Below are 24,266 nucleotides of genomic sequence, written 5' to 3'. Positions count from 1 at the left end.
CAACCTGCGGTTCCGGGCGTACGGTTTCTCCACCCCGAGCAACCCCTTACAGGAGACTTCAACGCGCCATGCCCGATTTCAAGACCCTCGACGATCTCAACGATATCGCAGGCAAGCGTGTACTCGTGCGGGTTGACCTGAACGTGCCCGTAAAAGAGGGCAAGGTGAGCGACACAACCCGCATTGAGCGCATTGCGCCGACCCTTCAGGAGCTGTCCGGCAAGGGCGCGAAGGTGATCCTGATGGCGCATTTCGGCCGGCCAAAGGGCAAGCCTGATCCGGCAGCCTCACTGGAGCCCATCGCCTATGCGGTGGAAAGCGTGCTCGACCATCGGGTCCATTTCGCCAGGGACTGCATCGGCAATGCTGCTGAAGACGCCATCAACGAGATGGCAGGAGGAGACATTCTGCTTCTCGAAAACACGCGCTTCCATGAAGGCGAAGAGAAGAACGATCCGGATTTTGCAAAGGCGCTGGCCGAAAACGGCGACATCTATGTGAACGATGCATTTTCCGCTGCACACCGTGCCCACGCCTCCACTGAGGGCATCGCACATCTCCTTCCTGCCTACGCAGGCCGCACGATGCAGGCAGAACTGGAAGCCCTGGAAAAGGGGTTGGGCGATCCCGCAAGGCCAGTGCTGGCGATTGTCGGCGGAGCGAAGGTTTCCACCAAGATCGATCTCCTCATGAACCTTGTGAAGAAGGTCGACGCACTGGTGATCGGCGGCGGCATGGCCAACACGTTCCTCGCCGCGCGCGGCACGGAAGTGGGCAAATCTTTGTGCGAACACGACCTGGCGCAAACGGCAAAGCAGATCATGATCGAAGCGGCAGAATCGGGATGCGCGCTTGTCCTCCCCGTGGATGGCGTGGTCGCGCGCGAGTTCAAGGCGGGTGCGGACAACGAAACGGTCGCGATCGAAAGTGTCCCGTCAGACGCCATGATTCTCGATGTGGGCCCCAAGAGCATCGAGAAGGTGAACGAATGGCTCGACCGCGCCGACACGGTGGTGTGGAACGGCCCGCTGGGCGCCTTCGAGATCGAACCATTCGACGCGGCGACCGTTGCTGCGGCAAAACACGCGGCACACCGCACCTCGGAAGGGTTGCTCGTTTCGGTGGCCGGAGGCGGCGACACGGTGGCCGCGCTGAACCATGCCGGCGTGGCCGAAGAATTCTCCTACGTGTCCACTGCAGGCGGCGCGTTTCTGGAATGGATGGAAGGCAAGAAATTGCCCGGTGTGGAGGCACTTTCGAAGTCCCGTTAAGCAAAATGTGAATAGTCTGTCATTTCAATCGATTAGGGGTCTTGAGGGCGCATTCCGTTTGTCATCGGCATCTGCTATCGCCCGGTCATGAACAGACAGGAGACCTGAAATGAGCGAACGGCTTGAGGATATTGCATCCGCCATGGTGACCCCCGGTCAGGGGATTCTGGCGGCGGATGAAAGCTCCGGCACCATCAAGAAGCGCTTTGACACGATCGGCCTGGAATCGACGGAAGAGAACCGCCGCGACTACCGCGAGATGATGTTCCGCGCCGAGGCGGCGATGAAGGACTGCATCTCCGGCGTTATCCTCTACGACGAAACGATCCGCCAGAAGGCCGCCGACGGCACGCCGCTGGTGGACGTCATCAAGGCCTCCGGCGCTGTTCCGGGAATCAAGGTCGATGGCGGCGCGAAGCCGCTGGCCGGTTTTGACGGCGAGACCATCACTGAAGGTCTCGACGGCCTGCGCGACCGTCTTGCGGAATATCACGGCCTTGGCGCGCGGTTTGCCAAATGGCGCGGTGTGATCTCGATTTCGAACGACCTGCCGAGCTGGGGCGCCGTGAAGCAGAACGCGCAAGCCCTCGCCCGCTATGCGGCGCTTTGTCAGGAAGCCGGCATTGTGCCGATCGTGGAGCCGGAAGTGCTGATGGACGGCAAGCCGGGCGATCATTCCATCGACCGCTGCTACGAGGTGACCGAGTGGGTTCTGAAGACCGTCTTTGCCGAGCTCTACGATGCGCGAGTTTCGCTTGAGGGCATGGTCTTGAAGCCGAACATGGTGATCGACGGCAAGAACGCCCGCAAGGCGAGCCGTGAGGAAGTGGCGGAGAAGACCGTGCGCTGCCTGAAGTCGACCGTTCCGGCCGCGGTGCCCGGCATCGCCTTCCTTTCCGGCGGCCAGTCGGACGAGGAAGCGACGGCGCATCTCTCGCTCATGAATGCCGGCTTCGACATGCCGTGGGCGCTGACCTTCTCTTACGGTCGCGCGCTGCAGGCTGCCGCGCTCAAGACCTGGGCCGGCAAGAAGGAAAACGTGGCAGCAGCGCAGAAAGCCTTCGCACATCGCGCGAAGATGAACAGTCTCGCCGCCACCGGCCAGTGGAAGCAGGACCTCGAGGCTGCCTGATCAGTCAGGCACATAGAGAACGCATATCGCGGCCCGTCAACGAAACTTGGCGGGCCATTTTCTTTGCAGCGAGCGAGAAGCTCTACTCTCCTCCACGCAGAAGGATGGTGAGCGAGACGGCAGCCAGCGCGATCAGGGCCAGCTTCCAGAAATCGGCGCGACGCCTCAGGCCTGGAAGGCCAAGCGGCTTGATGATGTGCACCACCATCATCGCCAGAATGAGAAGAAGCAGGATCTTGGTCATGAAGGCCCGATTCGCGAAGTCAGACCCTGTTGTGCCTATCCAGCGGGCGCCTGTCAAAAGCACGCCTTCGCCGCAAGTCTGATTTACGCGCAGCCTCCCGATCCGCTAACCTCTTTGGAAAGAGGCTCAAACCGCAGGGAGGAGGCGGGATGACGTCGCGCTATCACGAGGTCTATTCGGGCTGGCAGCAGGATCCCGAAGGATTCTGGGCGAAAGCCGCTGCCGAGATTGACTGGTTCAGTCCCTGGGAAAAGGTGTTCGACGCAAAGGCGGGTGTCTATGGACGCTGGTTTCCCGGCGCGACCTGCAACACGTGTTTCAATGCGGTGGACCGGCATGTCGAGGGCGGGCGAAAGGATCAGCCCGCCCTCATCCACGACAGCCCCATCAGCGGCCGGAAGAAAAGCTTCACCTATGGCGAGCTGAAAGACGAGGTTTCGGCGCTGGCGTCCGTGCTTAAGGATTTCGGTGTCGGCAAGGGCGACCGTGTGGTCATCTACATGCCCATGGTGCCGGAGGCGGTGTTCGCCATGCTGGCCTGCGCGCGCATCGGCGCGGTGCATTCGGTGGTGTTCGGCGGATTCGCCGCCCGCGAACTGGCCGCACGCATCGACGACGCGGCGCCAAAGGCAATCATATCGGCCTCCTGTGGGCTGGAGCCCGGCCGCGTGGTGGCCTACAAGCCGCTGCTTGACGAGGCGATCCGCCTCTGTGCCGCGAAGCCGGAGGCTTGCCTGATCCTGCAGCGGGAGGAACAGCGCTGCGACCTGGCGGAAGGCCGCGACCATGATTACGCGGCGCTTGTGGGCGCAGCGCGCTCGGCAGGCCGCGCGGTGGACTGCGAACCGGTGCTCGCGACCGACCCGCTCTATATCCTCTACACGTCGGGCACGACGGGACGACCAAAGGGCGTGGTGCGCGACAATGGCGGCCACATGGTGCGGCTGAAATGGTCGATGTTCAACGAGTTCGGCATAGAACCCGGCGAGACATTCTGGGCGGCCTCGGATGTGGGCTGGGTGGTGGGCCATTCCTACATCGTCTATGCGCCGTTGCTTCACGGCTGCACCACGGTGCTTTTCGAAGGAAAGCCGGTCGGTACGCCCGACGCCGGGGTGTTCTGGCGGGTGATCGCGGAGCACAATGTGGCCGCTCTCTTCACCGCGCCGACCGCGTTTCGCGCGATCCGCACGGCCGACCCTGACGCGGAATTGCTGGCCCCACACGACCTCACCGGCTTTCGCTCACTGTTCCTGGCGGGCGAACGGGCCGATCCCGACACGGTGAAATGGGCGGAGAAGACGCTGGGCGTTCCGGTGATCGACCATTGGTGGCAGACGGAAACCGGAGCACCGATCAGCCAGGACCCCGTCGGACTTGGGATGCTCCCGGTTAAATATGGCTCGCCCGGCGTACCAATGCCGGGATACGATGTTCAGGTTCTGGACGATGCAGGCGATCCAGTGCCGGCGGGTACGCTGGGCAATGTGGTGGTGAAACTGCCCCTACCGCCAGGCGGGCTACCGACATTATGGAACGACGACAAGCGTTTTCGCGACGCCTATCTCTCCGAGTTCCCCGGCTACTACAAGACGGCAGATGCCGGCATGCTGGACGAGGATGGCTATCTCTTCATCATGGCGCGCACGGACGACATCATCAATGTGGCGGGCCATCGGCTTTCCACCGGCGGCATGGAGGAGGTGGTGGCCGAACATCCGGCTGTCGCCGAGTGTGCGGTGATCGGCATTGCCGATCCGCTCAAGGGACAGGTGCCCTGCGGCTTCGTGGTGCTGCACGGAAAGGCACAGACCGATATGGGCTCCGTGGAGCAGGAACTGATCGCCATGGTGCGCGAGCGGATCGGACCTGTGGCAGCCTTCAAGAAAGTGGTGTCAGTGAAGCGGCTGCCCAAGACGCGGTCGGGCAAGATCCTGCGCGCCACCATGCAGAAGATCGCCGATCACCGGGAATGGACAATGCCTGCCACCATTGATGACCCTTCCATACTGGACGAAATCAGCGAAGCGCTGGGCAAGTCGGATTCCTGATTGAGCGTTGTCGGGCACTTGACCTTCGGCCCCCCTCGTCGCAGGGTCCAGCCGTGTTCGGCACGGGGATTCACTATGGCACTGGACGGCAAGACGGCAATCGTAACAGGCGGCGCGGGCGGCATAGGCTATGCTATCGCAGAGCGTTTTCTCCGCCATGGCGTCAAGGTCATGATCGCCGATCTGGACAGTGAGAAGGGCAAACAGGCTCTTTCCGATCTCGAAAAGCTGGGCGATGCGCGTTTCGTGAAAGCAGATGTGAGCAAGAGGCTCGATGTCCACAACCTGTTGGCTGAAACGATCGATGCCTTTGGCGACGTGGACATTCTCGTCAACAATGCCGGCATCGTACACGCGGCGGATTTCCTGGATTTGAAGGAAGAGGATTTCAACCGGGTTCTCGACACCAATCTCAAAGGCACCTTCCTCACCGGGCAAGCGGTCGCTCGCTATATGGTGGAAAAGGTCGAAGGGGGCGGTGCAGCGGGCACAATCATCAACATGTCGTCAGTCAACGCCATTCTCGCCATACCGGAGCAGATCGCCTACACGGTATCCAAAGGCGGCGTCAGTCAGCTTACCCGCGTCATGGCACTAGCACTGGCGCCCTATGGCATCCGCGTCAACGCCATAGGACCGGGCTCGATCGGAACTGACATGCTGGCCAGCGTGAACAGCGATCAGGCCGCACGCAACCGTATGCTGTCCCGCACCCCGCTCGGGCGTGTTGGCGAACCGGGCGAAATCGCATCGATAGCAACCTTTCTGGCCGACGATGACTCCAGCTATGTGACCGGCCAGACCATCTATGCCGACGGCGGCCGGCTGCCGTTGAACTATACGGTCGAGGTCAAGCCGGAAATCTCCTGACAAAACGCTGTCACCACCGCAGAGCGATAATACTCCTGCCAGAATCAGGAGATTTTCGCCATGCCAGACTTCCCCGGAAGCTTCATCCGTGCTGTCCGCCGCTGGGCCGATCAAACCCGTGATCGCCGGCGGCGTCGGTTGACCAGACGGATGCTGAACGACCTGCCCATAACAGTGCAACGCGACATCGACTGGGATCCGACCAGTCGATACCGGCGATAAGCCCTCCAATGATCTCAGGCAGCAGCTTTGCAGCCCTCCTGACGGAATGTTGTCAGGAGGGCTGTGTCATTGTGGCCTTGAGACAATGGAGGGTTGTGAAACATGTCCGATACGTTGCCCCTGAACGCAGTGGTCTGGGCGGAGATACCTGTTACCGATCTCGATCGGGCGCGGTCTTTTTATGCCGCCGTTGTCCAGAACGAGCTGGTTCTGCGCGAGGATGGTCCCAATCCTTTTGCGATTTTTGACACAAGCGACCCGCAGGATTCCGTCGCCGGACACATTTACCCTGGCAAGCCAGCCCCGGAAGGAACCGGTCCTACAATCCATCTGGCCGTCCCTGCACCACTGGAAGACGCGATGGAGCGTGTCACAACAAATGGTGGCAGACTGGTATCACCCATAATCACTATCCCTGCCGGCCGTTTCGTGTATTGTCTCGACCCCGACGGAAACAGCTTCGGAATTTTTGCGTGAGGAGAATGACGCATGCGCCGTGCTGACCGACTTTTCCAAATCGTCCAGCATTTGCGGGGCGGGCGCCTGGTTACGGCGCGTCTTTTGAGCGAACGCCTCGAGGTTTCCGAGCGGACGATCTATCGCGATATTGCCGATCTTCAATCCACCGGCGTGCCAATCGACGGCGAGGCTGGCGTCGGCTATCTGATGCGGGAGGGGTTCGAACTTCCACCGCTCATGTTCACGCGTGACGAGATCGTGGCACTGGTGGCTGGCGCGCGCATGGTCCGCGCCTTTGGCGGCGCCGCCATGGCCCGTGCGGCGGAAGAGGCACTGGTGAAGATAGGAACCGTCCTACCAGAGCCGGAGCGCGACCGCATTGCACGCACCGAAATCCACACACCCCGCTGGGTCGTCAGCGATATCGAGCGCGAGGCCATCGACACGCTGGAACGCTCCGTTGAAACGCGGGACGTGCTTTCCATCGATTACCGCGACGAAGCCGGGCGCACCTCCAGGCGCGACGTTCGTCCGCTCGGCCTTTGGTTCTGGGGGAAGGTGTGGACACTGGTAGCGTGGTGTGAATTACGCGGAGATTTCCGCACATTCCGCATCGACCGGATCGCCACCATGACCCTCGCCGGACGAACATTCCGCCCTGAGCGCGGCAAGCAGCTTGCGGATTTCTACAGGCGGATGGAGATGCACGAAGCCATGATGGGCAGGGCTTGTGCGAGCTGAGACGCCGCTCCCCTGACCGGGCAGGGGAGCGTCTCTATCGTCGGTTCAGGACCGCTCGTCCTCGTCTTCTTCGTCTGTATCGTTCGACTTCAGCGACGACAATTTGGCGAAGACGGCATCTGCGTCCAGTTCCTGCTCATCGGAAGACGTATCGGAGACGGCCTGCTCACCGAGCGGCAGATCTTCGGTCTCCGAAGCCGGGAGCAGGGTTTCACCAGTGCTCTCCTGCGGCGGGAGGTATTTTGCCGCGCGCTGCACTTCCAGATCCAGATCGATCTGCGAGCAAAGCCCAAGCGTTACCGGATCCATGGGAACAAGGTTCGCAGAGTTCCAGTGAGTACGCTCGCGGATAGCCTCAATGGTGGATTTCGTGGTGCCCACGAGACGCGAAATTTGCGCATCCTTGAGTTCAGGATGATTGCGCACCAGCCACAGAATGGCGTTCGGGCGATCCTGACGCTTGGAGAGCGGCGTGTAACGCGGCCCCTTCCGCTTGGCCTCCGGCACCCGAACCTTCGGCTCCGAAAGGCGCAGTTTGTGGTTCGGATTTTCCTCCCCGAGAGCGATCTCCTCGCGGGTGAGCTGTCCGGTCATCACCGGGTCCATACCCTTAATGCCCTGCGCAGCGTCACCATCCGCGATGGCACCCACTTCGAGAGGATGCAGTTTGCAGAATTCGGCGATCTGATCAAAGGTCAGCGCCGTATTGTCGACCAGCCAAACGGCGGTGGCCTTGGGCATGAGAAGCGTGTTGGCCATGTTTCAAGAATCCTCTTCCTTCGCCCGCGTCCCTGGCGCGGGCGGTGGTCATAACCACCGATGTTGGGAAATATCGTCCGCGTTATAAACTGAAACACCCGGCAGACGCAACAAAATGCGCGATCCCTCAATTGGGGAGTGTCACCGAACCGTCATCGTTGTGTCATCGGGCTGAAATCAACCCTCTCGATTGTGCCGCTCCTATGGGTCTTGAGGGAGTTTTCAGACATGGGACGCCAAGCAATTGTTCTGGGCCTGCTGGCAAGCACAGCAGCCGTTTTTCCTGCGTATGCGGACATGGCATTCAACCGTATCGCAACGTTTCCGGTGGCAGAGAACCTGCCGGCAGAGACAGACGTGACCACCGAGACCTCATCGGAGATCATCGCGCGCAGCGCTGACGGAAAGATGTTGATCTACTCTGACAGTCCGCTGGGTGGCGTGGGTTTCGTGGATATCAGCGACGCCAAGGCCCCGAAGGCAGGCGGCGTGCTCAAGCTGGAGGGTGAGCCGACCTCAGTGGGTGTGGCAGGCCAAAAAGCCATCGCGGCTGTGAACACCTCTGAGAGCTTCACCAGCCCATCGGGCAATCTCGTCGTGATCGACCTGACAACGAAAACCGCTCAGAAATCTTGCGACCTGGGTGGCCAGCCGGATTCCGTGGCCATCAGCAATGACGGCCGCTTCCTTGCCGTCGCTATCGAGAACGAGCGGGATGAAGACCTGAACGACGGTGCGATCCCGCAAATGCCCGCCGGGGACCTGAAGGTCTTCAATCTCAGCGACGGCACGCCGGAATGTGGCAGCATGAAATCCGTGGCCCTGACCGGCCTCGCCGAGATCGCACCGCAGGACCCTGAGCCCGAGTTCGTGGATTTCAACGACGCAGGCGACATCGTTGTGACACTCCAGGAGAACAACCACATCATCGTGGTTTCGGCTGAAAGCGGCGACGTGACGAGCCACTTCTCCGCTGGCCAGATCAGCCTGGAGAACATCGACACGCTGGACAATGGCTCAATCGATTTCAATCAGGCAGCGGAGGCGGTGAAACGCGAACCGGACGCTGTGAAATGGCTGGACGATGACCGCTTCGTCACTGCCAATGAAGGCGATTATCAAGGCGGATCGCGCAGCTTCACCATTTTCAGCAAATCAGGCGAGGTCTTGTTCGACAGCGGAAACGATCTCGAATTGCGCGCCGCCGCTGTCGGCCACTATCCCGACAAGCGCTCCGACGCCAAGGGCACGGAGCCGGAAGGACTGGAGGTCGCGACATTTGGCGATCAGCGATATATTTTCGTGGCGCTGGAGCGTGCTTCACTTGTGGCAGTGTACCGCGACACCGGCTCCGAACCCGAATTCGTCCAGGTCCTGCCCTCCGGCATCGGCCCTGAAGGCCTCGTCGCCATACCCGAACGTAACCTGCTCGTTACGGCAAATGAGGCCGATCTTGTTGAGGACGGCGGCGCCCGCTCTCACGTGATGGTCTACGAACTGACCGAAGGAAAGCCTGTCTATCCGAACATCGAATCGGCGCGTGACGACAATGGCATCCCGTTTGGCTGGGGCGCTCTGTCCGGTCTCGTGGCAGATGGTGAAAAGCCGGGTAGGCTCTACGCCGTGTCCGATTCCTTCTACAGCACCCAGCCGGCCATCTTCACAATCGATGCGTCTGAGATGCCGGCCCGCATCACCGCCAAGACCATCGTCACGCGTGGCGGCATGGCCGCCCAGAAGCTCGACCTGGAGGGCATTGCCAACGACGGTAAGGGCGGCTTCTGGCTCGCTTCGGAAGGCCGCACCGACCGTCTGACGCCGCATGCGCTTTTCCGTGTCGATGCAGCCGGCGAGATCCAGGAGGAGATTGCACTTCCTGCCGAGCTTCTGGCAGTCGAAAAGCGCTTCGGGATGGAAGGGGTGACGGTGGTCGGTGAAGGCGACGACCAGATGCTGGTCATCGCCATGCAACGCGAATGGGGCGACGATCCTGCGGGACAGGTGAAGCTGGTAAGCTACAAGCCTGCTTCCGGCGAATGGGCTGCCGTGCGGTATCCGCTTGACGCAGCCGAGAAGGGATGGGTCGGCCTCTCCGAGATCACCGCTCACGATGGAAAACTCTACATCGTCGAGCGTGACAACCAGATCGGCACTTCTGCGAAGATCAAGAAGCTCTACAGCGTCTCCCTTGATGGATTTCAGCCGGCAGCGCTCGACGGAGACTTGCCCCTGGTCAAAAAAACGCTGGTGCGTGACCTCGTGCCCGACATGAAAGCCGCCACCAATGGCTATGTCGTGGATAAAATCGAGGGTTTCGCTATCGACGTTGAAGGCACAGCCTATTTCGTGACCGACAATGATGGTGTGGACGATTCCTCCGGCGAGACGATCTTCGTCAATCTCGGCAAACTCGACGCCACCAACTGACACCGCCTCCTCCCAAGGCGGGGAAGCTCCGGCGCCAGCGCCGGAGCTTCCTTTTTCATATCAGGCGACATCAAGCACGATCTTGCCTATGTGCGCCCCATCCTCCATGCGCTCATGTGCACGCCACGCTTCTTCCAGCGGAAAACTCATATCCATGACGGGAGAAATGCGACCCGCCGCCAACAGCGGCCAGACATGCGCTTCAAGCTCGGTGGCAATACGCGCCTTGAAAGCCACCGACCTCGGCCTGAGGGTGGATCCCGTATGGACAAGCCGCTTGCGCATGATCAACGAGAAATCGACCGCAGCGCGGGATCCTTTCAAAAAGGCGATCTGCACGATGCGACCGTCCATGGCGGCCGCCTCATAATCGCGTTCGATATAATCGCCGCCGATCATGTCAAGAATGACATCTGCGCCATGGCCTTCGGTCTCTTCCTTTACCGTCTCAACGAAATCCTCATCGCGATAATTGATCGAGCGCACCGCGCCCAGCGACGTGCATGCAGCGCATTTCTCAGCGGAGCCCGCCGTCGCGATCACCCTGGATCCCAAAGCAGTGGCCATCTGGATTGCCGTCGTGCCGATACCGGAGGAACCGCCGTGAACCAGCAGCGTCTCACCCTCCTTCAGGCCCCCACGTTGAAACACGTTGTGCCACACCGTGAAGAAGGTTTCGGGAATCGCCCCCGCTTCCGAGAAAGTGAGGTCGCGCGGGATCGGCAGGGCATTCGTCTCGTGGGTCAGACAATATTCGGCATAGCCACCGCCAGGCGTCAACGCGGTAACCCGGTCGCCGACCTGCCAGCGCTTGACCCCTTCGCCCACCGCAGCCACCTCGCCGGCAACCTCCAGACCAGGCAGGTCCGAAGCGCCGGGCGGCGCTGGATACAGTCCCTTCCTTTGAAACACATCGGGCCGATTGATGCCGGCAGAGCGCACTTTGATGAGAATTTCTCCTTCGGCCGGCTTTGGCACATCCCGCCGCTCTGGCTTCAAGACGCTTGGTTCACCCGGTTCGCTGATGGCGATCGCTGTCATCTGCGCTGGAAGTGCTGTGGTGTTCATCATGCCCCTGTTGATTTGAAAAACATCTGACAACACAATCGATGAGCGATGCATTTGGATCAAGGCCAATCCTGGACGCTGCCGACCTATCATGCCTCACAAGCTGCCAGGCTTCACCGGCATTCGAGGACTGCAATCCAGATGACGGAGGAACAAACAATGGGCATTTTCGACGAGGACGAGAGGAAACCGGTTGCCACTCACCAGATTGGGCAGGACCTCGCCTTGCTATCAGTGGATGAGCTCAAGCACCGGGTCACGTTATTACAGGAGGAAATTTTGCGGCTGGAACGAGAGATCGAAAGCAAGGGCGCAACCAAAAATGCGGCAGAGGCGTTGTTTCACCGCAGCTGACACGTTTCAAACTGCGCAATCGCGGCTTTGAGCGACGGTTTTGCGATGCAATCCGCGAACTTATTCGCACATACTGTCATTTGCGTGTCTCGAAGACGCCATCAATCAATCTGCGGCCTTGCTCGCGCCATGTTTCAATGGCGAGGGCATCCGTCGACAGACGCCGGCCTGTTCGAACCCACAGTCTCCTCGGAAGCAATCCATGCTGTCACCTCTCGGCTCCATCATCGCTCTTCTTCTAGGCACGGCCTTCCTGTTAACCGGCTCGGGTCTACATGGACTTCTCCTGCCTTTGCGCGGACAGATGGAAGGGTTTCCCACGGCCTCTCTGGGCGCGCTGGGCGCCGCCTGGGCAGCAGGATTTGTAGCCGGCTGTTTTGTTGCGCCTCGCATCGTCCGCCGAGCCGGCCACGTGCGTGCTTTTGGTGCTTTTGCGGCTTCGGGCGCGATTATCGCATTGCTCACCGGCATGTGGGTGGATCCAACCGGCTGGGTGGTCCTGCGTATATTCACCGGCTTCACCATGGCCGGCGCGTTCATGGTGATCGAGAGCTGGTTGAATGAAAAGTCCACCAATGAAAATCGCGGGACCGTTTTCGGCATCTACATGATGCTGACTTATGCATCGTTGACCGCGGGTCAGATGACGGTTGCGTTCGGTGACGTTTCCAACACGATCCTTTTCATGACGACGGGCATCTTGTTCTGTATGGCACTCATCCCGACAGCGGTCTCCAAGGCTGTGAGCCCTGAGCCGCTGGCGCAGGTTTCGCTTGATCTGAAGGGACTTTACCAGAACTCGCCGGTCTCCTTCCTTGGCTGTGTACTCGTCGGCATTGCCAATGGCGCCTGGGGCACTTTGGGAGCGGTTTATGGCGGCCTGATAGGCATTTCGACGCTGCAGATCGCCACCATGATGAGCATTGCCGTTCTCGCCGGCGCTGCACTGCAGCTTCCCGCCGGACGGCTTTCCGATCGGATCGATCGTCGCCTGGTCATAGCGGGCGCATCCTTCGGCTCGGGTCTGTTAGGCTTGCTCATTCTTCTGAGCGCACCGCGTGATGGCACCTATGTGATCATCATGACCGCGATCTACGGCGCTTTTGCCTACACGCTCTATTCTATCATCGTGGCGCACGCCAACGATCACGCGACCCCGGAAGATTTTGTCAAAGTCGCGAGCGGACTTCTCTTCCTTTATGGCTTCGGCACCATGATTGGGCCGTTGATAGGTGGTGTCCTCATGGAAATCATGCGGCCGGAAAGCCTGTTTCTCATTACCGCCCTCGCGCATTTCGCCTTGGGTGCCTACGCCCTGCTGCGCATCTCACAACGCGCTCCGGTGCCCGTGGACGAGCGCGAAGCCTTCAAGACGCTGCCATCCGAACGTGCTGTCACGCCGCAGGCAGCCGTTTTGGATCCGCGCAGTGACACCGACGAAAGTTTGGCGGAGACTGTCGAATAAGTTTCACAAAGAAAGTTTATGAGTTTCGTGCGATCGTTGGCTTCAACAGAACCAACGAAAAGGCCCCCGCACCCGGAATCTTTTGAGGCGGAGGCCGAAGGCCCTGAGAAGGACCGCATGACAAAAAGGCAATGACCAGCCGCGATCACATCCGTGACGCTAGGCCGAAGATCATGCCATCAGACGAAATCTCTCTCATCGATTTCGCTTCGCAAAGTACCCCCTGAAACATCGGGCCGGAATGGAGCTCCGGCTTTCACATAAACCGACATTCCATGCATGCGTCAGGTCGCTTCACGCAGATCCAAATGGATGTGCAATGACCTAGTGACGGGTAACCGCCGACTTGAGCTTTTCCATCTCGTCCTTGATGGCCAGCTTGCGTCGCTTGAGTTGAGCCACATCGAGTTCGTCTACGGATGGATGGAGCTTTGCATCGTCGATTTCACGCTCCAGTTCGCCGTGTTTACGCTTCAACTCTGCAAGATGGGATTCAAGAGACATGATTGGGATCTCCTTTGCTTCCTCGAGAACTCACCGGCCCCAATGCCCGCCCGCAGGAACCGGCGATCAGGGCAGTGTGCCACCACAAATGTGGCTTGTCGAACATCGTCTGGTAGCATTTCCCGAAACACTGAAATGTGGTATAAGCGCCGCCGCTGCCGGGACGATCCCGACGGCGTTGCTGGGCTGCAGACCTGACAGTGAATGCCTCACTTGTGTGTGCAGCCGAAGTTTTGCGCATGTGGGTCGACTGACTGTGGTGACATCTGAACAGGAACAGGCGGAGATGCGGCTTGAATTCGCCCGCCTAAAGCAGGATCACGCGGATTTCGATGCCGCAATCAACGCGATGATCGCCACTGGTTGCGATCCACTCCGCATCCAGCGCATGAAGAAAAAGAAGCTGGCTCTGAAAGACAGGCTTCAAGAACTGGAAGACAATATTATCCCGGACATCATCGCCTGATCTGCCTTGAATGGACGACTTGCCGCCAGACAAGCTTGCGATGACGGTTGGTTTTGACTACAGCCTCATTTTTGATTGCGAGGGGATCTGATGGCTGAGCGGTCCGCCCGAGTGGCGATTATCATGGGGAGCCAATCCGACTGGGCAACGATGCGGCATGCCGCAGACACGCTCGACCAACTCGGTGTCGAATATGAGGCGCGCATCGTCTCTGCGCACCGTACGCCGGAGCGCCTCTACGACTTCGCAAGAAACGCCCGCGACGAGGGCTTTCAGACGATCATCGCTGGCGCCGGTGGCGCGGCTCACCTGCCAGGCATGACCGCTGCGTTGACCCCGCTTCCCGTTTTTGGCGTACCGGTTGAATCCAAAGCGCTGTCCGGGCAGGATTCACTTCTCTCCATCGTCCAGATGCCGGCCGGCATTCCTGTAGGAACACTTGCCATCGGCCGTGCCGGCGCGATCAACGCAGCGCTTCTTTCCGCGGCCGTGCTGGCACTCCACGACGAGGACCTGGCAGACCGGCTTGATGCCTGGCGCACAGAACAAACGGCAAGCGTTGCCGACTATCCGGTCGATTGAGCATGAATGACCCTCTCCCTCAAGGCGCGACGATCGGCATCCTCGGCGGCGGTCAGCTTGGTCGCATGCTGGCAATGGCCGCGGCAAAACTGGGCTATCGCACCGTGGTGCTGGATCCTGCCGGCGACAGCCCGGCAGCACAGGTTGCCAACACTTTCATTCACGCTGCTTATGACGACACCCCCGCGCTGAAGAGCCTCCTCCGGCACAGCGATGTCATCACCTACGAATTTGAGAATGTTCCAGTAGCAACGGCCTTGTCTCTGTCTGAGGAAGTTTCCGTGTTTCCCCCACCGGAGGCACTTGAAGCGGCCCAGGACAGGTTGGCGGAAAAGATTTTCCTGAACGCTACAGGCATATCCACAGCACCCTTTCTCTCTGTGGACAACGATGACGACCTTGCGCGGGGGCTCGAACGTTTTTCGGGCGGCGTGCTCAAGACGCGCCGCATGGGATATGATGGCAAGGGCCAGCGTGTTTTTCGTAAAGTCGATCCTGGAGCGCACAAGGGTGTCTTTTCCGAAATGGGGGGCGTACCCCTCATCCTGGAAGCTCTGGTTCCGTTCCGGCGGGAAATTTCCGTGATCGCCGCACGATCAATCGACGGAAGCATCGCCATTTATGACCCGGCAGAGAACGTGCATAGGGATGGCATCCTGCACCGCTCCATCGTGCCGGCACGTGTCGAGCCCGGAACGCTCAGCGCGGCAAAACAGGCTGCGACGGAAATTCTGGATTCGCTTCATTATGTGGGCGTGCTCGGCGTGGAGTTTTTTGTGCTCGACAATGGCAAGGTGCTCGTCAACGAAATCGCTCCACGCGTTCACAATTCCGGACACTGGACCGAAGCGGCATGCGCGATTTCCCAGTTCGAACAACATATTCGGGCTGTGGCCGGTCTGCCGCTGGGCGACATACGCCGCCACTCAGACTGCGTGATGGAAAACCTGATCGGCGATGAGGTTCTGCGCGCATCTGAATTGCTCAGAGAGCCGGATCTTATGCTCCATCTTTACGGCAAGAGCGAAATCAGGCCTGGCCGCAAAATGGGCCACTTCACCCGCCTCACACGCAGCTGAGATCGCCTTCCGCGCATTCAGCAAGGACAGCCAGCTCCTTGGTACGCGCTTCCGTGAGCCTTTGAAGGCATTGAGCGCGTATCATGGGTTCTATCGAACCACCGCGCACGGCCAGCGTTTCAAGATCGCATTGTGCGTCACGAAAGCCGATCCATGCCCGCTGCGCATCCCGCAAGAGCTTGCGCGCATCTTCATTGTCAGAATAGCGCTTCCTCACAGCGGCATACTGAGCATTCAACGCCTTGTCGGCGGCCTCATATTCCCTGGCTGCGCACTGCGTCATGTCGAGCTGTGTCTGCGCGTTGTCGCAATTCGGCTCCTGGGCCTGCGCAGCGACAACCAAGGGGGAAAGCATCAGAGTCAGAATGACCGCTGAACAACGACGAGGGGGAAAAAACATATCAAGCTCCTCTGATCTGCATCATCGCTGCAGGTTCGACATTTTCAGCCGCCTGAATCCAATGATTCGTCCCATCGCGACCCGCCGAAAGGTTGACACGGACAAGCATCCTCGTCTATGAGCCCATCGACTTGTGGCGCGCCATGGATGCGCGCCTTCTCATTTCGGGCCGCAAGGCCAACCACGGACAAGAACGATGAAGATCAAAAACTCGCTCAAGGCGCTGAAGACCCGTCACCGGGAAAACCGCATGGTCCGTCGCAAGGGCCGCATCTACATCATCAACAAGTCCAACCCGCGCTTCAAGGCACGGCAGGGCTGATCCGCCGATTCTGGCGGTCTTCACGCGAATTTCAGTTTCTCTTTAACCATGCCGCGCCTATGATTGCGGCATGGTTCGATTCATGATCGCATTCTTTGCTGCTGCTCTCATGGGCCTGCCATTGGCGCAGGCAGCGGAAGAGAGCAAGCCCGTTTCCGGCATCGAATCCCTGGTGTCCGACCGGCAGGCGCGCCTTGATGCGCTTTTCCTTGACCTCAAGAAAGAAACCAACGAACGCGCTGCGCGCCGCATTGCGCTGCGCATTGGGGAAACCTGGGCCAATTCGGGCAGCGATACCGCGAATCTGCTCATCGGCTGGGCCAACGATGCGATCAAGGCTGAAAAGTTTTCCGTAGCGCTCGATTTTCTCGATCAGGTGGTCATGCTGTTCCCCGACTATGCCGAGGGATGGAATCGTCGGGCCACGGTTCATTTCATGATGAACGACTATGCCCGCTCGATGGCAGACATATCACACACGCTCGAACTCGAGCCACGCCATTTCGGCGCGCTTGCCGGGATGGCCCGCATTCTACAGGCCACAGGTCGGCAGGAGCAGGCGTTGACCGCCTATGAGCAGGTATTGAACATCTATCCGATGCTCCGCAGCGCACAGAGCGCTGTCGCTGAGATATCCGACAAACTGGCCGGTCAGGGCATCTGATCAAACGTCCGGGGAAACTGTCTCGTCTCTGAACGCCGGCGGAGTCGCCCGCCGGTCGTAGCAACCTTCTCGAGGCCGTATCAGATACCGCCGAGGCCGTCGGAGCCAATATAGGCAATCCGTAGCATATTGGTCGCACCGGGCGTGCCGAGTGGCACACCGGCTGTAACAATCACGCGGTTGCCCGGCTTGGCAAAGCCCTCTTCATAGGCGATGCGGCAGGCGCGATTGACCATATCATCCAGATCGGCCGCGTCCTCCGTAACAACACAATGTGTGCCCCAGACAAGCGACAGGCGCCGCGCAGTCTCGACCACCGGCGATAGCGCAATGATCGGCACCTGCGGTCGCTCCCGGGCTGCACGCAGCCCCGTGGTGCCCGACGAAGTATAGGAAATGATCGCCGAGAGATTCAGTGTTTCTGCGATTTGCCGTGCTGCCATGGAAATCGCATCAGCGCCGGTGGGCTCCGGCTCGGTCCGCTGGCCATAGATGATGGTCGGATAAGTGGGATCCTGTTCCACTTTGGTCGCGATCGAGTTCATTGTCGCAACCGCCTCGACCGGGTAGTCCCCGGCTGCGGATTCCGCCGACAGCATAACCGCGTCAGCCCCCTCGAAAACGGCGGTCGCTACGTCAGACACTTCCGCACGGGTCGGCACAGGCGCGGAAATCATGGATTCCAGCATCTGCGTGGCGACTACAACCGGCTTACCCGCACGCCGGCAGGCACGGGTGATCTGCTTCTGGATGCCCGGGACGGCCTCGAGCGGCATTTCCACGCCAAGATCGCCGCGCGCCACCATCAGCGCGTCGGACAGCTCGATAATCTCGGCCAAGCGCTTCACTGCCTGCGGCTTCTCGATCTTGGCAAGAAGCGCGGCTCGACCGCGCGCCACCTTCCGCACTTCCGCCAGGTCTTCGGGTCGCTGAATGAAGGAAAGCGCAATCCAGTCCACATCCGAAGACAGCACCGCATCGAGATCCTTGCGGTCCTTGTCGGTCAGGGCCCCCATGGGAAGATCCGTGTCCGGCAGGCTCACGCCCTTGCGGTCGGAAATCTTGTTGCCGGCCACCACCTCACAGGTAATCGCCTTGCCATCATTCTTGACCGCCTTGAGCTGCAACCGCCCATCATCAATGAGCAGGCGATGTCCCGGCTCCACCGATTTCAGGATTTCGGGATGCGGCAAATGAACCCGCTTGTCATTGCCCGGCTCGGGATTGTCATCGAGCGTGAAGGTCTGACCGAGGGAAAGCTCGACGCTTTTTTCGGCAAAGGTGCCCACACGGAGCTTGGGGCCCTGCAGATCGGCCAGAATGCCAATGGGATGGCCAACCTTCTTCTCCACTGCCCGGATGCGCCCGACAAGCGTGCGCATCAGATCGTGGCTGGCATGGCTCATATTGATGCGGAACACATCGGCACCGGCCTCAAAGAGGCGCTGGATGCTCTCTTCTTCTGAAGAAGCTGGCCCGAGCGTGGCGAGAATCTTGACCTTGCGATTGCGCCTCATTGGGAGGCATCCGAATTCGTCAGCGTGCTGTTGTCGGTCGGCCCGTCGGTCAAATCCACCATCCAGTTTTCCTGCTCGCGCGTGTCATATTCCTGGAAGCCGGCACGCTGGAAGCCCCGCGCAAAACAATCGTTGGTACCGGCAATCTTGAACTCGGTCAGCGCAACACACATCTGCACTTTACCCTCCCATCGGCCACCGCTGGCAGCGTCCTCCGCGTAGAGATAGTAATAGCGTGATTCCAGCGGCCCTTCGATCAGGGTCTTGCAGCTTGATTTCTCGATCCGCCACCAACCCTCGCTCACCCAGCCTGACGCCGTGCGGTAGCCAATGGCAACACCAACAAGATTCTGTGTGGAGTTACAGACACGAAAATCTGCGAAAGCCGGTGTGGGCGCAAAGACAACGCCCCCCAATCCGGTCGCTGCAGCGAGCAGAAATGCCCATCGGCTTTTTGCGTGCGGCGCCCGTCGAAGCATTTTTGAGAACCTTGAATTCGACCTGAGCATATTTTCCTTTTCGGCAATGTCCGGGCGCCTGTCAACGCGCCATTGCCTGCCAATGCGTGTTTTCCATCATAGCCTTGCAGAACAACGCGCATCATGAAAGGACGAGATTACGCTGTGATAGGCGCACATTTATGACCGCACCAATTTTCCCGGAACCTGTTTGATGAATGCCCTGACCTTCACATCACCGTTCGAATTGATTCCCGGTGATCCTGCCAGGGGCATCGTCCTGGTGGCCGACCACGCGAAGCGAGCGCTGCCAGAAACATACGGAGCGCTGGGCCTGCCGACGTCAGAGTTTGAGCGTCACATCGCCTACGACATTGGCGTGGAGATGGTCACCCGCACCCTCTCAGCAAGGCTGGGGGTGCCGGCGGTCCTGGGCGGTTTCTCAAGATTGCTCATCGATCCAAATCGCGGCATCAATGACCCGACCCTGATCAGGCAACTCTACGACGGAACGATCATTCCCGGAAACTACCCTCTGCCCCCAGAAGAACGGCAAAAGCGGATAGACCACTTTTATCGCCCCTTCCACCATGCAGTGGATGAGGCGGTGCGGGGAGTGGGAGAAGCCATCGGAGGCGCGCCATTGATAATCGCCATCCACTCCTTCACGCCGTCTCTTCTGGGCCGCAAACGACCCTGGGAGGTGGGTGTGCTGTGGGACATCGACAGCCGGGCTGCCGGCCCTCTGATCGAAATGCTGCGTGCCGATGGCAATCTCACGGTGGGGGACAATGAACCCTATGATGGCGCCTATCCCGGCGACACCATGCATCAACACGCCACGATGAAGGGTTTTCCCTATGCGCTGATTGAGCTTCGCCAGGATTTAATTGCCGGCCAGGACGGCGCCATCGCCTGGTCGGAAACGCTGGCCCCCATGGTTGAAGCCATCAATACACGGCCCGATATCCATAAAGTGATGCACTTTGGGTCCCGAACAGATCATATGTGAGGAATGCCATGACAACGCTGAGTGAAGAAAAGAGACGCGACCTCGAAGCTGCTGCGTTTCGCCGCCTGGTCGATCACCTGCGCATCCGGACCGATGTCCAGAACATCGACATGATGAATTTGGCTGGCTTTTGCCGCAATTGCTTGTCCAACTGGTACAAGGACGCCGCCGAGGCTGAAGGGATCGCGCTTTCCAAGGAGGAGTCGCGTGAGATCATCTACGGCATGCCCTATGAGGAATGGCGCGCGAGATACCAGACCGAGGCAAACGAGGCCCAGAAAGCGGCTTTCGTGGCCAACCGGCCGAAAGAGCACTGACCAGTCATTGTTCTGGCAGCAGGGGTTTCGCTGAAAGCAGCAAATCCCTTGACCGACGGGGCTCTCTGGGGCATCGAACCTGCCACGCCTCAACGCCCGACTCGCGGGCTTTCAAAACAATCGACCGGAGTTTTGCATGGCCGACGACATTACGACCGAGACTGCCGACACCGTGGCCGCTGGCCAGCTTCGCGCCTTTATAGAGCGCGTGGAAAGACTTGAGGAAGACAAGAAGACCATTTCGGAGGACATCAAGGAAGTCTACGCCGAAATGAAAGCCAACGGCTTCGACACCAAGGCTGTGCGTACCATCGTGCGGCTGCGCAAGAAGGACCAGGCTGAGCGTCAGGAAGAGGAAGCCATGATCGACCTCTACAAGGCCGCGCTCGGCATGGAGTAATGCAGGGCTGATCGGGCGCTGACCTGATGGCGCCCGGCACTCCGCTCCAATCGCTCCGGGGCAGAGTTTTACGTTTGCAGAAAGGCTTGGTTTTCCTTGCCGCCTTTCTCGCGGATATACCTGGCCGGTGAAACGCCAGCATATCGGGAGAAAGCCGTACTGAATGCGCTGGTCGAACCGTAGCCGACCTTTATCGCAGTCTCCGCAATGCTGTTCGCTTTCGAATTCAGCATGCTCCTGGCAAGCGTCATTCTCCACCTTTGCAGGTACTCCATCGGCGGCATTCCCACCACCCGGTTGAACCGCGTGAAAAAGCTGGAACGAGACAGGCCCGCCCTCCGAGCGAGTTCTGCCACGGACCATGCGCGGGCAGGCTCTGCGTGTATCGCGCGCAAGGGTCCAGCCAACCGCTCGTCGCCGAGCCCCCTCAACAGCCCTGGCATATCTCCCGCATCCGTTGCCGAACGCAGCGCTTCAATGAGCAGCACCTGGAGCAGATGCTCGAGAACAACATCTTTGGCCGGACGCTCCGCACGTGCCTCATCCCTCACCAGCCGCGCCAGCTCGCCCAGACGTGCTTCACCGCGCACCACTGCGATGTCGGGCAGCAGCGATACCAGCAACTCGGCATCAGGGGCATCAAAACTGCAGTAACCGACAAGCGCCTGAACATCGACAGGGGCCTCCTCCGGACCGATTCTCGCCATTCCGTCCGGTCCAATCCGCGGGCTGCTTTCCCGCCCGACCGGGAGTATGGGCTGAATGCTGGACATGAAAAACCCGGGCGCTGCCGGCACCAGGACGAAATCGCCGCGGCGAAGTTCCACCGGCGGTTTTCCGTCCACTTCAAGGCGCGCCTGCCCGTCCAGCATGAGGCAATAATAAGCCTTGTCCAATTCCTCACGCCGGACCCGCCAGGCACCGGAGGCTTGCACCAGCTTGGAAAACGGCGCACGGGGCCGAAGAAGGGAAATCGCTTGTGAGAGCGGATCGGACATTTGGACTTCCGATAAAGAAATAAGGATTATTGATTATAGAAAATACGATCCGCACGGTCGATATCAGAAGGCCCCAACAGGAGAAGCCAAGATGAAGACTGTGATGATCACCGGATGTTCTTCCGGATTCGGACGGGAGACCGCGCACCATTTCATCGCGCAGGGATGGTCTGTTGTCGCCACAATGCGGAAACCGGAGCATGGTGCGCTCCCCGCCTCTGAACGGCTCCGCATCCTGCCGCTGGACGTGACAGATCCTGTCTCGATCCGTCGCGCCGTTGAAGACGCAGGCCCAATCGATGCGCTCGTCAACAATGCGGGGATCGGATGGATGGGCCCTCTGGAAGGCACCCCTGAAGAAATGATCCGGGAGATATTCGACACCAACACGTTTGGAACAATGGAGATGACCCGCGCAGTGCTGCCGCAGCTGCGCCAGCGCAAAGCGGGGGTGATCGTGAATGTTTCCTCCAGCACGACCCTCAAGGCACTGCCGCTTCTTCCGGTTTACACGGCAAGCAAGGCGGCCGTGAACGCCTTTACCGAATGTCTTGCACTGGAAGTCGCACCACTCGGCATTCGTGCCCGGCTGGTTCTGCCCGGCCGCGCACCGACAACGCGTTTCGGAGCGAATGCGAGGACCCGGATGAGCGCCTCAGGAAGCACTCCTGATGCCTATCAGCCCATCGCAAAGCAGGTCTTCGACGCGATGAATGCAGCAGCGGAAGAGCCGGTCACAGAACCAGCGGATGTCGTGGCTGCGATCTGGCGGGCTGTCACCGAACCCGACTGCCCGATAGTGCAGCCAGCCGGCGCGGATGCGTTGGCTCTTGTTGCCTGAGAGCGGGTCTGGAAGCGTATGCGGCATGACATGCTCCAAACACGAAAAAGGGCGGCCCGAAGCCGCCCTTTTGCGATTGCAGCCTGCATATCTACTCGATATCGAAGGAGACGCCCTGTGCGAGCGGCAGCTCCTTCGAGTAATTCACCGTGTTCGTCGCACGGCGCATATAAGCCTTCCATGCGTCGGACCCCGATTCGCGGCCACCGCCCGTTTCCTTTTCACCACCGAACGCACCGCCGATCTCGGCACCGGAGGTGCCAATGTTCACATTGGCAATGCCGCAATCGGACCCACGGGCGCTGAGGAATTCCTCCGCCTCACGCATATCGGTGGTGAACACACAGGAAGAAAGTCCTGCACCCACAGCGTTGTGAAGTTCAAGCGCCTCGTCAAAATCGCTGTATTTCATCACATAGAGGATCGGTGCAAAGGTCTCTTCGAGAACAACACCCGCCTGCTCCGGCATTTCGACCAGAGCCGGGTGCGCGTAATAGGCATCTGCATCCCCGCTGTCGAAGCGCGTGCCACCCACCACTTTGCCGCCAAGCTTCTTCGCCTCTTCAAGCGCCTTCTGCATGTTGTCGAATGCACTCTTGTCGATCAGGGGACCCACCAAGGCATCCGTCGTGAGCGGGCTGCCGACGGACACCGATTCATACGCCTTGCGCAGACGCGGCAGCAATGCGTCATAGACCGATTCGTGCACAAAGAGCCGGCGCAGCGTCGTGCAGCGTTGACCTGCCGTGCCCATGGCGCCAAAGGCGATGGCGCGCAGCGCCATATCGAGATCGGCTGAAGGGCAGACAATGCCGGCATTGTTGCCGCCAAGTTCCAGCACCGCCCGGGCAAACCGCTTTGCCAGGCGCGGCCCCACTTCGCGGCCCATCCGCGTGGACCCGGTGGCCGAGACCAGCGGCACCTTCGGATGATCAACCATGGCTTCGCCCACGGCGCGATCACCAATGAGGACGGTGAGAAGATCCGCAGGCGCGTCATCGCCAAAGCGCTTGAGCGCACGCTTGAAGATCGCCTCGCAGGCGAGCGCTGTCAGCGGCGTCTTTTCGGAGGGCTTCCACACGACGCTATCGCCACAGACGAAGGCGAGAGCCGCGTTCCACGACCACACAGCCACCGGGAAATTGAAAGCGGAGATGACCCCGACCACACCCAAGGGATGCCAGGTTTCCATCATCCGGTGTCCCGGGCGCTCGGTAGCAATGGTCAATCCATAGAGCTGCCGCGACAAGCCAACGGCAAAGTCGCAAATGTCGATCATTTCCTGGACCTCGCCGAGGCCCTCCGAGCGGATTTTGCCGACCTCGATGGAAACCAGGCGCCCAAGATCATCCTTTGACGCGCGCAGTTCCTCGCCCAGAAGCCGCACCAACTCGCCGCGGCGCGGTGCCGGCACATTGCGCCATGCCTTGAAGGCCTCATGCGCACGCTCGATGGCAGCTCCGGTCTGGTCTGAGGAGATGGAGGAGACCGCAGCGATTTCCTCGCCGGTGACCGGCGTGCGCACCGACAGGTCGCCACCGGTAAAAGCCTTCTCGTCAACGCCGAGGCGCTTCAAAAGCTCGCGTGTTTCATTCTTGACGTTCATGGGTGCTTCGCTCCCTGGGTAAGCTTTTCTCGAGACG

Annotated in this window: 28 protein-coding genes; 19 read left to right on the top strand and 9 right to left on the bottom strand. The window is 59.8% G+C overall.

All coding sequences use genetic code 11. The features are described from left to right. The first annotated feature begins 68 nt into the window (after positions 1 to 68). Together pgk and H7H48_RS13670 are read left to right on the top strand one after the other, a co-directional pair. Positions 69 to 1,271: a phosphoglycerate kinase gene (gene pgk, locus H7H48_RS13675; RefSeq protein WP_229449611.1), complete on the top strand. Its 1,203-nt coding sequence runs from the start codon at positions 69 to 71 to the stop codon at positions 1,269 to 1,271. A gap of 109 nt (positions 1,272 to 1,380) precedes the next feature. Continuing rightward, the gene (locus H7H48_RS13670; RefSeq protein ID WP_229449610.1) at positions 1,381 to 2,403 is read left to right on the top strand and encodes a class I fructose-bisphosphate aldolase; all 1,023 of its coding nucleotides are present in this window, start codon (positions 1,381 to 1,383) and stop codon (positions 2,401 to 2,403) included. A gap of 82 nt (positions 2,404 to 2,485) precedes the next feature. Here H7H48_RS13670 and H7H48_RS13665 read toward each other — a convergent pair whose 3' ends face one another. Next, a complete protein-coding gene (locus H7H48_RS13665; protein WP_223021996.1) occupies positions 2,486 to 2,647 on the bottom strand; it encodes a hypothetical protein in 162 nt (53 codons plus the stop codon). A 149-nt stretch (positions 2,648 to 2,796) separates the two neighbouring features. Here H7H48_RS13665 and H7H48_RS13660 point away from each other — a divergent pair, with 149 nt between their 5' ends. The 5 genes from H7H48_RS13660 (at position 2,797) to H7H48_RS13640 (ending at position 6,990) form a co-directional block, all read left to right on the top strand. Further along, complete coding sequence (locus H7H48_RS13660) at positions 2,797 to 4,698, top strand: propionyl-CoA synthetase (protein WP_229449609.1); 1,902 nt, start codon at positions 2,797 to 2,799, stop codon at positions 4,696 to 4,698. A gap of 75 nt (positions 4,699 to 4,773) precedes the next feature. Beyond that, positions 4,774 to 5,568 (top strand): SDR family NAD(P)-dependent oxidoreductase, encoded by a 795-nt coding sequence (locus tag H7H48_RS13655; RefSeq protein ID WP_229449608.1) that lies wholly within the window; start codon positions 4,774 to 4,776, stop codon positions 5,566 to 5,568. 60 nt (positions 5,569 to 5,628) lie between these two features. Beyond that, positions 5,629 to 5,790, top strand: a complete 162-nt coding sequence (locus H7H48_RS13650) for a hypothetical protein (protein ID WP_229449607.1) — start codon at positions 5,629 to 5,631, stop codon at positions 5,788 to 5,790. A gap of 102 nt (positions 5,791 to 5,892) precedes the next feature. Continuing rightward, entirely contained in the window at positions 5,893 to 6,267 is a 375-nt protein-coding gene (locus H7H48_RS13645; RefSeq protein ID WP_229449606.1) for a VOC family protein, read from the top strand. Between the two features lie 12 nt (positions 6,268 to 6,279). Beyond that, complete coding sequence (locus H7H48_RS13640; protein ID WP_229449605.1) at positions 6,280 to 6,990, top strand: YafY family protein; 711 nt, start codon at positions 6,280 to 6,282, stop codon at positions 6,988 to 6,990. Between the two features lie 45 nt (positions 6,991 to 7,035). On the opposite strand, the gene H7H48_RS13635 is transcribed toward H7H48_RS13640, so the two are convergent. Beyond that, entirely contained in the window at positions 7,036 to 7,749 is a 714-nt protein-coding gene (locus H7H48_RS13635) for a DUF1013 domain-containing protein (RefSeq protein WP_229449604.1), read from the bottom strand. Between the two features lie 228 nt (positions 7,750 to 7,977). Here H7H48_RS13635 and H7H48_RS13630 point away from each other — a divergent pair, with 228 nt between their 5' ends. After that, positions 7,978 to 10,176 carry an esterase-like activity of phytase family protein gene (locus H7H48_RS13630; RefSeq protein ID WP_229449603.1) on the top strand — a complete coding sequence of 733 codons (2,199 nt, stop codon included), beginning with the start codon at positions 7,978 to 7,980 and terminating at the stop codon, positions 10,174 to 10,176. 60 nt (positions 10,177 to 10,236) lie between these two features. On the opposite strand, the gene H7H48_RS13625 is transcribed toward H7H48_RS13630, so the two are convergent. Next, on the bottom strand, positions 10,237 to 11,217 hold the full coding sequence (locus H7H48_RS13625) for an NAD(P)H-quinone oxidoreductase (RefSeq protein ID WP_229450082.1): 981 nt from the start codon (positions 11,215 to 11,217) through the stop codon (positions 10,237 to 10,239). Between the two features lie 186 nt (positions 11,218 to 11,403). Between H7H48_RS13625 and H7H48_RS13620 the strand changes: the two genes are divergently transcribed. Continuing rightward, positions 11,404 to 11,598: a DUF1192 domain-containing protein gene (locus tag H7H48_RS13620; protein WP_229449602.1), complete on the top strand. Its 195-nt coding sequence runs from the start codon at positions 11,404 to 11,406 to the stop codon at positions 11,596 to 11,598. A gap of 202 nt (positions 11,599 to 11,800) precedes the next feature. Next, complete coding sequence (locus H7H48_RS13615) at positions 11,801 to 13,063, top strand: MFS transporter (protein ID WP_229449601.1); 1,263 nt, start codon at positions 11,801 to 11,803, stop codon at positions 13,061 to 13,063. Positions 13,064 to 13,387: 324 nt separating this feature from the next. Here the strand turns inward: H7H48_RS13615 and H7H48_RS13610 are convergent, their stop codons facing one another. Next, the gene (locus H7H48_RS13610; RefSeq protein WP_007008288.1) at positions 13,388 to 13,567 is read right to left on the bottom strand and encodes a YdcH family protein; all 180 of its coding nucleotides are present in this window, start codon (positions 13,565 to 13,567) and stop codon (positions 13,388 to 13,390) included. Between the two features lie 286 nt (positions 13,568 to 13,853). Between H7H48_RS13610 and H7H48_RS13605 the strand changes: the two genes are divergently transcribed. From H7H48_RS13605 to H7H48_RS13595, 3 genes are all read left to right on the top strand, one after another. Further along, positions 13,854 to 14,033, top strand: coding sequence for a YdcH family protein (locus H7H48_RS13605; protein ID WP_229449600.1), 180 nt, complete (start codon positions 13,854 to 13,856; stop codon positions 14,031 to 14,033). A 90-nt stretch (positions 14,034 to 14,123) separates the two neighbouring features. Beyond that, positions 14,124 to 14,615, top strand: coding sequence for a 5-(carboxyamino)imidazole ribonucleotide mutase (gene purE / locus H7H48_RS13600; RefSeq protein WP_229449599.1), 492 nt, complete (start codon positions 14,124 to 14,126; stop codon positions 14,613 to 14,615). 2 nt (positions 14,616 to 14,617) lie between these two features. Further along, positions 14,618 to 15,694 (top strand): 5-(carboxyamino)imidazole ribonucleotide synthase, encoded by a 1,077-nt coding sequence (locus H7H48_RS13595; RefSeq protein ID WP_229449598.1) that lies wholly within the window; start codon positions 14,618 to 14,620, stop codon positions 15,692 to 15,694. Here H7H48_RS13595 and H7H48_RS13590 read toward each other — a convergent pair. Next, positions 15,681 to 16,094, bottom strand: a complete 414-nt coding sequence (locus H7H48_RS13590; protein WP_229449597.1) for a lysozyme inhibitor LprI family protein — start codon at positions 16,092 to 16,094, stop codon at positions 15,681 to 15,683. The two genes, H7H48_RS13595 and H7H48_RS13590, sit on opposite strands and share 14 nt — an antisense overlap. A gap of 196 nt (positions 16,095 to 16,290) precedes the next feature. On the opposite strand from H7H48_RS13590, the gene ykgO reads away from it, so the two are divergent. Together ykgO and H7H48_RS13580 are read left to right on the top strand one after the other, a co-directional pair. Then, positions 16,291 to 16,416, top strand: coding sequence for a type B 50S ribosomal protein L36 (ykgO, locus tag H7H48_RS13585; protein WP_007008283.1), 126 nt, complete (start codon positions 16,291 to 16,293; stop codon positions 16,414 to 16,416). Positions 16,417 to 16,486: 70 nt separating this feature from the next. Then, positions 16,487 to 17,080 (top strand): hypothetical protein, encoded by a 594-nt coding sequence (locus H7H48_RS13580; protein ID WP_370633384.1) that lies wholly within the window; start codon positions 16,487 to 16,489, stop codon positions 17,078 to 17,080. A gap of 80 nt (positions 17,081 to 17,160) precedes the next feature. Here H7H48_RS13580 and pyk read toward each other — a convergent pair whose 3' ends face one another. After that, entirely contained in the window at positions 17,161 to 18,597 is a 1,437-nt protein-coding gene (pyk, locus tag H7H48_RS13575; RefSeq protein WP_229449595.1) for a pyruvate kinase, read from the bottom strand. Beyond that, positions 18,594 to 19,076: a DUF1036 domain-containing protein gene (locus H7H48_RS13570; protein ID WP_229449594.1), complete on the bottom strand. Its 483-nt coding sequence runs from the start codon at positions 19,074 to 19,076 to the stop codon at positions 18,594 to 18,596. The genes pyk and H7H48_RS13570 overlap by 4 nt, the downstream gene beginning before the upstream one ends. A 193-nt stretch (positions 19,077 to 19,269) precedes the next feature. Here H7H48_RS13570 and H7H48_RS13565 point away from each other — a divergent pair, with 193 nt between their 5' ends. From H7H48_RS13565 to H7H48_RS13555, 3 genes are all read left to right on the top strand, one after another. Beyond that, positions 19,270 to 20,067: an N-formylglutamate amidohydrolase gene (locus tag H7H48_RS13565; RefSeq protein ID WP_229449593.1), complete on the top strand. Its 798-nt coding sequence runs from the start codon at positions 19,270 to 19,272 to the stop codon at positions 20,065 to 20,067. An 8-nt stretch (positions 20,068 to 20,075) separates the two neighbouring features. Continuing rightward, positions 20,076 to 20,384: a DUF1244 domain-containing protein gene (locus H7H48_RS13560; protein ID WP_229449592.1), complete on the top strand. Its 309-nt coding sequence runs from the start codon at positions 20,076 to 20,078 to the stop codon at positions 20,382 to 20,384. A 136-nt stretch (positions 20,385 to 20,520) separates the two neighbouring features. Then, positions 20,521 to 20,784, top strand: coding sequence for a DUF2312 domain-containing protein (locus H7H48_RS13555; RefSeq protein WP_229449591.1), 264 nt, complete (start codon positions 20,521 to 20,523; stop codon positions 20,782 to 20,784). Between the two features lie 68 nt (positions 20,785 to 20,852). On the opposite strand, the gene H7H48_RS13550 is transcribed toward H7H48_RS13555, so the two are convergent. Beyond that, a complete protein-coding gene (locus tag H7H48_RS13550; protein ID WP_229449590.1) occupies positions 20,853 to 21,782 on the bottom strand; it encodes an AraC family transcriptional regulator in 930 nt (309 codons plus the stop codon). 91 nt (positions 21,783 to 21,873) lie between these two features. On the opposite strand from H7H48_RS13550, the gene H7H48_RS13545 reads away from it, so the two are divergent. Then, a complete protein-coding gene (locus H7H48_RS13545) occupies positions 21,874 to 22,623 on the top strand; it encodes an SDR family oxidoreductase (RefSeq protein WP_229449589.1) in 750 nt (249 codons plus the stop codon). A gap of 91 nt (positions 22,624 to 22,714) precedes the next feature. Here H7H48_RS13545 and H7H48_RS13540 read toward each other — a convergent pair whose 3' ends face one another. Further along, the gene (locus H7H48_RS13540) at positions 22,715 to 24,229 is read right to left on the bottom strand and encodes an aldehyde dehydrogenase family protein (RefSeq protein WP_229449588.1); all 1,515 of its coding nucleotides are present in this window, start codon (positions 24,227 to 24,229) and stop codon (positions 22,715 to 22,717) included. Positions 24,230 to 24,266 lie beyond the last annotated feature (37 nt).

This window comes from Nitratireductor sp. B36 (assembly GCF_020833685.1).
Classification (GTDB): domain Bacteria; phylum Pseudomonadota; class Alphaproteobacteria; order Rhizobiales; family Rhizobiaceae; genus Nitratireductor.
The sequence above is the reverse complement of the archived record's forward strand: the minus strand, read 5'-3'. Positions and strand labels throughout refer to the sequence as shown.